Below are 9,095 nucleotides of genomic sequence, written 5' to 3' on the forward strand. Positions count from 1 at the left end.
ACCATATGTTTTTCCATTTTTATTTAACTCTGAATGTCCACATTTAGGACATTTGAGACCATTTTTAAATCTTCCTTCTAAAATCTTATCTTTTCCCTCTTTTTGGTCATAAAATCCCAAATTATACAAATTTTTTAATTTTTGTTGAGCTAACGCTATTAAAGAACTCATTTCTTCTATATTTAAATTATCTACCATTGATTTAACTTTTTTAAAACTAAACATATTTGAATGTTCTTGTTGAAACATAATGCACCTCTTCCTGATTTAGGAAATTAGCTATATAAATTCCTAATCTTAAATATTTTTACTTTTATATAAATTCTTGGTTATATTATGTCCCAACAAGATCTATTTTATACATAATCTCACAAAATCATTAAACATATTTACAATGCTTCTAAGGTAATTATATGTATAATAAAACTTGTAATATTTCATCAATTTTTCAAATAAAAATAGTGTATATCAAAAATAAATTTGACATACACTAAAAACACAATCAACTATCTATATCGTCCTCTGATTTCTTCTGATTTTTTAGGCACTTACATGTTTGATGGGTTCCAATACTAGCTAGACCGCTTATGGCTCCCGCCATAAATGTTTCGGGTGAAAAATTTTTATTTATCATAATATTTAATACTACACCTAAAATCAATAAAATCAGCGGAATATATTTATTTGGAATAAAATCCAAGCTATTTTTTATAACATATCCAACACACATACAAAACCCGATAATTATCGGAACCATATATTGAGTATATTGACTTAAATCCATAAAATCACCTCTTGTAACATATTATTCATAAAATAGAAATAATGCTACTTTTAAAGCGAATATTTGACAAAAATAAAAACCAGCAGATTTTCGTCCGCTGGCCTTCATTTTGTATTTATTTTACAGTTCTCGTAATGCTCTTAGACACATATCCTGTTTTGCTCATCTTTATAGTCACAACTGTTTTTTTCTTTTGCTTAGGTATTGTAAGTGTATAACTTCCTGTTGATTTTACAGTAGTTGATGACCCTATTTGCTTTCCATTTACATATGCTCTAATAGTTGCGCCCTTTGATCCTTTACCAGTTACCTTAGTAGTTGTTGAATAAATAGTGCTAGCAGTAAATGTTGATGTAAATCTCTTTAAAACTGTCTTTGTAGCTGATTTTGAATAATAGCCTGATTTTGAGGCCACTACCTTAATAGTAGTTCCTCCTGATTGCTTAGGTATACTTATGCTGTATTTTCCTGCAGAGGAAGCTTTGCCTGAACCGATTAAAGCTCCGCTTGCATTGTAAACTTTAATTGTGGCAGATGATGAAGCTGTACCAGTTACAACTGTATCAGAAGAATCTATGGTATCTATAGTAGGTGAAGCCATATTCTTTTTAACTGCTTTTACTGCTGCTAGGGCATTTACTTTTCCGTAGCCTGTGAAGCTATCTTTTCCTGCTCTACCTATATCGTCTGCTGTAGAGTATAGAGTAGATTTTATATCTTCTACAGAAGCGTATGGATTTTTAGATTTCATAAGTGCCACAACGCCTGCTACTATAGGAGAAGCCATTGATGTTCCGCTATCGTACATATATCTTTTTCCATTTGAATAAGGTATTGTGCTGTATATATCTGTTCCATAAGCTGATATATCTTTTTTAGTTCCGTAATTTGAATCAAATGCCTTTTGATCGCTTTTATTTATATTTATTACAGATATGCAAGCATCAAAGTCAGCTGGATAAAATTTCATAGTGCTATTTTCATTTCCTGCTGCACAGACAGTTACAACTCCTTTAGCTGCTGCATCTTCAATTGCGTTTTCTAGTAGTTTATCTTGCTTTTGGTCATATGTGCTATAGAAATTATCATCTACAAGTCTTCCCAAACTCATATTTATTACTTTAGCTCCCTTTTCAACAGCGTATTTATATCCTTTAAGAATATCACTTGTAAGAGCTGAAGCATCTTCGCCACTTCCAACAAATACGTTTATAGCTATTAAATCTATTTTGTTATTTCCTATACCTGCTATACCTGTAGAATTATTAGTTGTGGCAGCTAATATACCAGATACATGTGTTCCATGATGCCAGCGGTCCTTTTTCAAATTAGAAAAACCATTTACAGCATCCTTTGCTAGATAAAGATTACTTTGTAAATCTGGATGATTTACATCTAAACCAGTATCTAATACGGCTACTTTTACTCTCTTAGTGCTTATTGTATCTAGATAATCCCAAGCATCATATATTTTTAATTTTTCTAAATAATATTGTCTGCTTGAATATTTATCGTTTGTACTTGTAGTAGAAGTGGCTTTTGAACTGCTTGAAGATACTAGCTTATATACAAAATTAGGTTGTACTGATTCTATACAATCGCTGTCTTCGTAGTTTTCTAATGCCTTAGCTACAGTTTCTGAATTAGATATATCTATTACTCCTACATTATCGTCATTTACTTCGTCGATTTCACCGTCTAAATTAGTCACTACAGCATCTTGTAAATTCTCATCTACATCATCCTTGAATTCGACGATTACTTGTCCTGGCACATAACCTAAATCATCACTTTCTGTATTTCTTTCTTCTGCTGCCTTTTCATAGTCTTTTATTATTTGGTCGGCTCTCGAGTCAATAGAATCATTAAATTGCTTGATTTCTTCGTGTTTCTCTTCGTCATAATAATAATTTAAAACTTCTTTTACTGCATACTCAAAATTTTGATCGAGTTTGTATTTATTTACTTGTGATGCCACATAGTCACCATCTGCTTTATCTAAATCAAATTTTGCCTCTAATTGCTTTGATATTTTTTCCTTTTGTGCATTTTCTGATTCAATCTTTTTTTCTTCTACGTTTAAATTATTTTTTTCTTCTGCATAGGAATAAATTGTACCTATATTAGGCAATACTAATGATAAAGATAAAAACAAAGATATAACCCTTTTTTTAAAAACCATCATAAGTCCCCCATTTTAATTAAATTTAATTATAGATATTATAGATAATTTTTTATTATATTTATAATATAATTGAGATATATAATATCTATGAATTTATATTCCATTATATCACGAAAATAAATTTAATAAACACTTATTTTTAAATAGAGAATTTTACAATTTTGTAATTTTTCCAAGCAATAAATAGCCTCTAACCTTAAATTGTTATAAATTTTACATTCTCATAAAAAAGATTGATAAAAATTTATTAATTTTTTGATACTTTTTGGTATTTTTGTGGTAATATATAAATATAAAGTTTTATATTTATGAAAAGTATATCTTCTATTAGATGTGTAATTTTCATGTATTCTCCCATCCCTACCTTGTTATCAATGGTAGGGATAACCATTATAAGGAGGTTTTTCAATTGTTTATTTTATGTGTATTATTAGTAGTTTCTTTAACAATTCTAATTTATTTAACTTATATAGATTCAAAAAATTACAGGGTTTTAAGCAAAACAATAACAAGTATTCTATTTTTAGCTATAGCAGTTTTCAGCTATTTAAATCACAATTGCAATTTTTCATATTTTTTATTTATAATACTTGGACTCGTATTTTCATTGTTTGGCGATGTATTTTTGGCTTTTAATAAGGACAACGGGAAAATGTTTATCTTAGGGCTTTTTAGTTTTTGTATAACTCATGTTTTTTATTATGTAGCATTTAACCATTTGACTGATTTTTCTATAGTTTATTTTCTAATAAGCATCGCATTTGGAAGTGTTGTAGTAATAGGTATGAAGCTAATGAAGTTTTTGGACTTTGGTAAGCTATTTAAGATTATAGTTTTATATACATATATTATAAGCTTCATGCTTTTCAAAGCTATTTCTCTATATTCTTATCATGCAATTTGGTCTAATCTGATTATTGTGGGCGCGATTTTATTTACTATTTCAGATATGATTTTATCTTTTGTTCTTTTCTATAAGGATTGCCCTAAATTTATGGAGAGCTTAAATTTAGCTACTTATTATATAGGACAGATGATAATCGCACTTAGTATAGGATATATGTTTTAAACAAAAAAGATATCTAGCTGCTATTTACTAGATATCTTTTTCATTTTTAATTTGTTTTTTTATATTCATCGTATTCGTATTTTGTAATTTTATATCTAGCATTGCACTTGTCACATTGTACAATTGCACCGCCTTTGTATTTCATAAATAAAGACACCAAAGCTAAAACCACAGCAAGTATTACAAAAACAGGAGCAATAACTGAGCCTATAGCTGGAATAATAGAACACACTAAAGCACATACTAGAGAATAAAAACACATCTGCATAAAATTTTTAGAAGCACTGATCAATCTTGCATCATTTTTACATCGTTTACATTTTATAGTTTCATTAGCCATGATAGATTTCCTCCATTTTTAGTTAAAACTGATAAATTTTGAATGTTTAATAATTCTAGAAATTTATATAAATTTCCTCTATTATCTATCTATATTTTTTCTTCTGCAGAGGTCGTTTTTTAGCATATCGTCAAATTTTATAGCAAAATAACTCAAAAATATCCATATAAAACTAAACAAAAGTGAAATCTGCCCATTTAAATTGTATTTGAGATTTGAATAGTCCCAAATCCCAAGATTTAATTTAATATTTAAAATATATCCTGATATATACTCAATTAATGTTATAAAAACGGCACTCAATATACATTGTTTGTACATTTTCATTTTCGGCGTGATATCGTTTATAATTCCCGCAAAAGCTCCACACAATCCTCCTACTATTATCATCGACGGATGCGTGTGCCCCCTAAAAATCATCTCGATATTCGTATATACGCATCCCATTATCACAACTATTAAAACTTCCTTTACAATAAAATCTTTCAAATAAAAACACCCCCGTTAATAATATGAATTCTTTCAAAAAATAATTCTTTTGCATTTGTATATTATTCAAAAATGTATTAACATTATTTATGGAAATATTTAGATAAAGGAGATAATCATGAAGAAACTATTTATAAGAAATGCCACAATCGATGATTTAGATATCGTATATAATATAGAAGCTAAGTGTTTTCCAGAAGCAGAAGCTGCAACTTACGATGCTCTAAAGGAAAGACTAGCTACTTTTCCAGAGTCCTTCTTTGTAGCAGAGCTAGACAAAGATGTAATAGGATTTGTAAATGGATGTTCAACAGATAAGCCAGAGCTTCCAGATGAGCTTTACCACGATTTATCTATGCACAATCCTGATGGAGCTTATCAAACTGTTTTCGGACTTGATGTACTTCCCAAGTATCAACACAACGGATATGCGTCTCAGCTTATGAACCATTTAATAAAAGTCAGCAAAGAAAGAAATAAAAAAGGAATTATCTTGACTTGCAAGGATCACTTGATTGGATTTTATGAAAGTTTCGGGTATAAACATCTAGGAGTTTCAAATTCTACTCACGGCGATGCTAAGTGGAACGATATGCTATTAGAATTTTAATTAAAAAAGATATAAAGAGATTTTCAACTCTCCTTATATCTTTTACTTACTACCTACGACTATTATAAAACTTCTCAACTAAATTAACAGCCTCATACATAACCCACGCACAAACAGCTAAAACAAATACACCCATCATAACTATATCTAATTTAAACACCTGGCTGCCGTATACTATCAAATATCCTATACCATTTCTAGAGACCAAAAATTCACCTACTATTACTCCGACCCAAGACAGACCTATATTGATTTTAGTTATATTTATCAAATTACCTATATTGGCAGGTAAAATTAGTTTGTTTAATATCTGGATTTTAGTCGCTCCGAAGCTCTTTAGCATTTTTACCTTTTCCTCATCTACATTTATAAAATAATTATAAGCAGATAAAATAGTAACAACTATGGAAATCGTCACAGCAGTAACTACAATTCCCTTCATATTAGCACCTACCCATACGATTATAATAGGGGCTAAGGCAGTCTTAGGAAGTGCGTTTAATACAACTAAAAATGGATCTAGAACCTTAGATAGCTTAGGTGACCACCAAAGCATAATTGCAATCAATATACCTAGACCTGTTCCTATAAATAAACCCCATACTGTCTCATATACAGATGTCTTCACGTGTATAAGTAGTTCTCCGTTTCCCATATACCTCATGAATAAATCGTATATTTCAGTTGGCTTACTAAATAAAAACGTGCTAATAACACCTCTATTAGCTAGTATTTCCCAAATCGCCATTAAAAATACCAAAAGTAGTATCTGTATGAAAAATATTTTTACTTTTTCTATTTTTATATCTCTTAGATATTTTTTGTATCCTACAGAGGTTTTATTGTTGTTCATAATTATCTATCTCCTTCCATAGGATATCAAAATAGGTTTGGAATTTCGGTACTTTTCTACATTTAAAAGGAGTTCTATCTTCTTTTAAATCTTCAAACTCTATTTTGTGCTCGCTTTTTATAATAGAAGGTCTTTTCGAAATTACAGCAATTTTATCGGACATTGCTATAGCTTCACTTATATCATGTGTGACTAATAGAGCTGTCTTATTTTCATTTTTTATAATCCTATAAACATCGTCATTTACCATCAACCTAGTCTGATAATCTAAAGCAGAAAAAGGTTCATCTAAAAGAAGTATATCAGGGTCCACTGACAGAGTCCTAATAAGCGCGACTCTCTGTCTCATCCCTCCAGACAATTCCTTTGGATACATATTCCTGAATTCCCAAAGCCCATAAGTCTTCAACAATCGCTCTATCCTCTCGATAGATTTCGCATCCTTGCGTTTCATAATCTCAAGCCCTATGGTAATATTATCCATTATAGTTCTCCAATCTAATAAATGATCCCTCTGAAACATATATCCTATCGTACCGTTTATATCGACCGTACCAGAAGTAGGCTCTAGTAATTTTGTCAAAATGTTTAAAATAGTAGATTTGCCACTGCCTGATGGTCCAAGTATTGAAAATATCTCGCCCTCGTTTACGTGAAAGCTTATATTTTTTAACACCTCCATCTCGCCATCTTTAGTGTAAAAATTTTTCGTCAAATCTTTTACTTCTACTATTTTCCCCATGTTGTCACCCCCTATGATTTACTTGGCATAGTTTATATTATTAAAGTTTGAAGTGTTTTGTACCAAAAAAAAAGAAAGTTAAAAGAATATATTAAACTTATTCTTCTAACCTTCTTATGATTATTTTTAGTCAAGATGATCTATAGCATATTGAGCCTGTTTTTCTGTAAATTGTTCACCATAATCTGATGTCAACTGATCGTAAATTGCAGATTTAGACATATCCATAGATTCTTGATAATCCCTTGCTTTTTTTAATGCGTTTTCTTTCCAATCGGCGTCTACATTATTTACAGCGTATTTTGCTTGTTTTTTCGTAAATTTCTCACCATAATCTGATGTCAGCTGATCGTAAAGACCTGCTTTAGACATATACATAGTATCGTTGTATTCCTGTGCTTTCTTCAACGCATTTTCCTTCCAATCAGCATCTACATTGTCCACGGCATATTTGGCTGCGTCTTTTGAAAATTGTTCACCGTATTCTGATGTTAGTTGGTCATAAAGTCCGGCTTTAGACATATTCATAAGATCTACATATGATTGTGCTTTATTTAATGCAGATTTGTATTCTGTTGGAACGTCCTCGTCTTGTTTTGTGTCTTCTTCTATATCTTTGCTTTGAATTTCTGATGCATCTTTTTCTTCTGCTGCGCTTGTTTCATTTACTTTCTCGCTTTTTTCTTCAGTAATTACTTTATTACTTTCAGTAGCTACATTTGAATCCTCTGTATCGCCACCTCCAACAGCTCCAACGATAACTATGACTACAATCAGCCAGAACCACCATTTCTTATAAAATGGCTTTTTTACTTTTTCATGTTTACTCTTCATTTTGTATCCCTCCACATGTTTTTTATGTACATTTATAATTATATCATAATTTTTACAATTTATATTAGTAATTACTCTAATTCCATTTATTTACATTTGTATACATATTTTTGTACATGAAAGAGGTTTTAATTTTTAGTTAGTGTTTTATTTTTTGTGTTGAATAATAATATTATATTTTGGTTTTTAATAATTATTTTTAATATAATTTCCTACTAGGATTTTATTTCTAAAATTAGAATATTTTACCTAAAACAGTATAAATTAACACAAATAAATTGTATAATATATTAATAAACAATCGAGGAGGAAATAACACATGACTAAAGAAGAATTAAACCTTATAACAGAAAAAGCATTCAACAATCTACTAACACATAAATACTCTTCAGAGGAACTAATCAAACGCATAAACGAACTTACTGAAGAAAACGGAGAATTAAATCCAAATCAATTTGCGATGTTTTTATTCTACCAAAACCTAGAATTTACTAAAGATTATTTAAACGATATATTAAGCGAAATAATTTGCAAATAAAAAATATTTTTATGTGGGATGTGATTTAACTTGATAACATATTCATTAAAATCTGAAAATAGTGATTACGAAAAATACTATTTTACAATAAAAAAGCTTGGAGATGATTTAATCGACAAAACTTTAAGCAAGTCTAGTAAATACATAGACGACTTCAAGCTTTATTTAAAATCTAAAAATATTGAAGATCCAAAAGACAGCAAATACTACTCTATTGAGATTATTCTAATTGGAGTTTTATTTAGAGAATATAAAGATTACATTTTAAATTTTAAACCATACCTATCTCCCATATACAATATTTTAAATAAATCTAGAAATTCTAAATTTAAACCTCAAATCGATGTCATTCGCGGTAGGATAAATACTTCGCTATATTCTAAATCTCAAAAATTAGATAACCCCTATACTCTAAATAATTTCTCGAGGTTAATTAAATGGTTAGATGCAACCTATGATTTTAAAGATGAAGTTTTGAGACTAAATATCTGGCATCAATTTTTAAAAGAAAAAGCTTCACAAACAAATTATATAAGCGACTTTTTTAACTTAACCGACTATTTAGCTTCATATTTAAAACATATAGGAGATGAAAATTTAAAATGCTACTTGCCAAATTTAGATAATTATTTGAATAGCTACCTAAAAACT

Annotated in this window: 11 protein-coding genes and 1 pseudogene; 4 read left to right on the forward strand and 8 right to left on the reverse strand. The window is 29.5% G+C overall.

Going from position 1 to position 9,095, the window contains the following annotated elements; all coding sequences use genetic code 11:
- The 3 genes and pseudogenes from MR593_RS03445 to MR593_RS03455 all read right to left on the reverse strand — a co-directional run.
- Positions 1 to 249, reverse strand: a pseudogene (locus MR593_RS03445) (hypothetical protein); the annotation flags it as partial.
- A gap of 253 nt (positions 250 to 502) precedes the next feature.
- Entirely contained in the window at positions 503 to 784 is a 282-nt protein-coding gene (locus MR593_RS03450; protein WP_290686944.1) for a phage holin family protein, read from the reverse strand.
- A 115-nt stretch (positions 785 to 899) separates the two neighbouring features.
- On the reverse strand, positions 900 to 2,966 hold the full coding sequence (locus MR593_RS03455) for a S8 family serine peptidase (protein WP_290686946.1): 2,067 nt from the start codon (positions 2,964 to 2,966) through the stop codon (positions 900 to 902).
- A gap of 412 nt (positions 2,967 to 3,378) precedes the next feature.
- Here MR593_RS03455 and MR593_RS03460 point away from each other — a divergent pair, with 412 nt between their 5' ends.
- Complete coding sequence (locus MR593_RS03460; protein WP_290686948.1) at positions 3,379 to 4,038, forward strand: lysoplasmalogenase; 660 nt, start codon at positions 3,379 to 3,381, stop codon at positions 4,036 to 4,038.
- A 46-nt stretch (positions 4,039 to 4,084) separates the two neighbouring features.
- On the opposite strand, the gene MR593_RS03465 is transcribed toward MR593_RS03460, so the two are convergent.
- Together MR593_RS03465 and MR593_RS03470 are read right to left on the reverse strand one after the other, a co-directional pair.
- Positions 4,085 to 4,378, reverse strand: coding sequence for a hypothetical protein (locus MR593_RS03465; RefSeq protein WP_290686949.1), 294 nt, complete (start codon positions 4,376 to 4,378; stop codon positions 4,085 to 4,087).
- 81 nt (positions 4,379 to 4,459) lie between these two features.
- On the reverse strand, positions 4,460 to 4,867 hold the full coding sequence (locus MR593_RS03470; RefSeq protein ID WP_290686950.1) for a putative ABC transporter permease: 408 nt from the start codon (positions 4,865 to 4,867) through the stop codon (positions 4,460 to 4,462).
- A 118-nt stretch (positions 4,868 to 4,985) separates the two neighbouring features.
- On the opposite strand from MR593_RS03470, the gene MR593_RS03475 reads away from it, so the two are divergent.
- A complete protein-coding gene (locus MR593_RS03475; protein ID WP_290686951.1) occupies positions 4,986 to 5,477 on the forward strand; it encodes a GNAT family N-acetyltransferase in 492 nt (163 codons plus the stop codon).
- Between the two features lie 49 nt (positions 5,478 to 5,526).
- Here MR593_RS03475 and MR593_RS03480 read toward each other — a convergent pair whose 3' ends face one another.
- From MR593_RS03480 to MR593_RS03490, 3 genes are all read right to left on the reverse strand, one after another.
- Positions 5,527 to 6,330 (reverse strand): ABC transporter permease, encoded by an 804-nt coding sequence (locus MR593_RS03480; RefSeq protein ID WP_290686952.1) that lies wholly within the window; start codon positions 6,328 to 6,330, stop codon positions 5,527 to 5,529.
- On the reverse strand, positions 6,317 to 7,072 hold the full coding sequence (locus MR593_RS03485) for an ABC transporter ATP-binding protein (RefSeq protein WP_290686953.1): 756 nt from the start codon (positions 7,070 to 7,072) through the stop codon (positions 6,317 to 6,319). The genes MR593_RS03480 and MR593_RS03485 overlap by 14 nt, the downstream gene beginning before the upstream one ends.
- A gap of 126 nt (positions 7,073 to 7,198) precedes the next feature.
- Complete coding sequence (locus MR593_RS03490) at positions 7,199 to 7,906, reverse strand: Ltp family lipoprotein (protein ID WP_290686954.1); 708 nt, start codon at positions 7,904 to 7,906, stop codon at positions 7,199 to 7,201.
- Between the two features lie 319 nt (positions 7,907 to 8,225).
- Between MR593_RS03490 and MR593_RS03495 the strand changes: the two genes are divergently transcribed.
- A complete protein-coding gene (locus MR593_RS03495; protein ID WP_290686955.1) occupies positions 8,226 to 8,444 on the forward strand; it encodes a hypothetical protein in 219 nt (72 codons plus the stop codon).
- 30 nt (positions 8,445 to 8,474) lie between these two features.
- On the forward strand, positions 8,475 to 9,095 hold a 621-nt coding region (locus tag MR593_RS03500; RefSeq protein ID WP_290686956.1), incomplete at its 3' end, for a hypothetical protein.

Origin of the sequence: Intestinibacter sp., assembly GCF_022780145.1 — a bacterium.
GTDB lineage: Bacteria > Bacillota > Clostridia > Peptostreptococcales > Peptostreptococcaceae > Intestinibacter.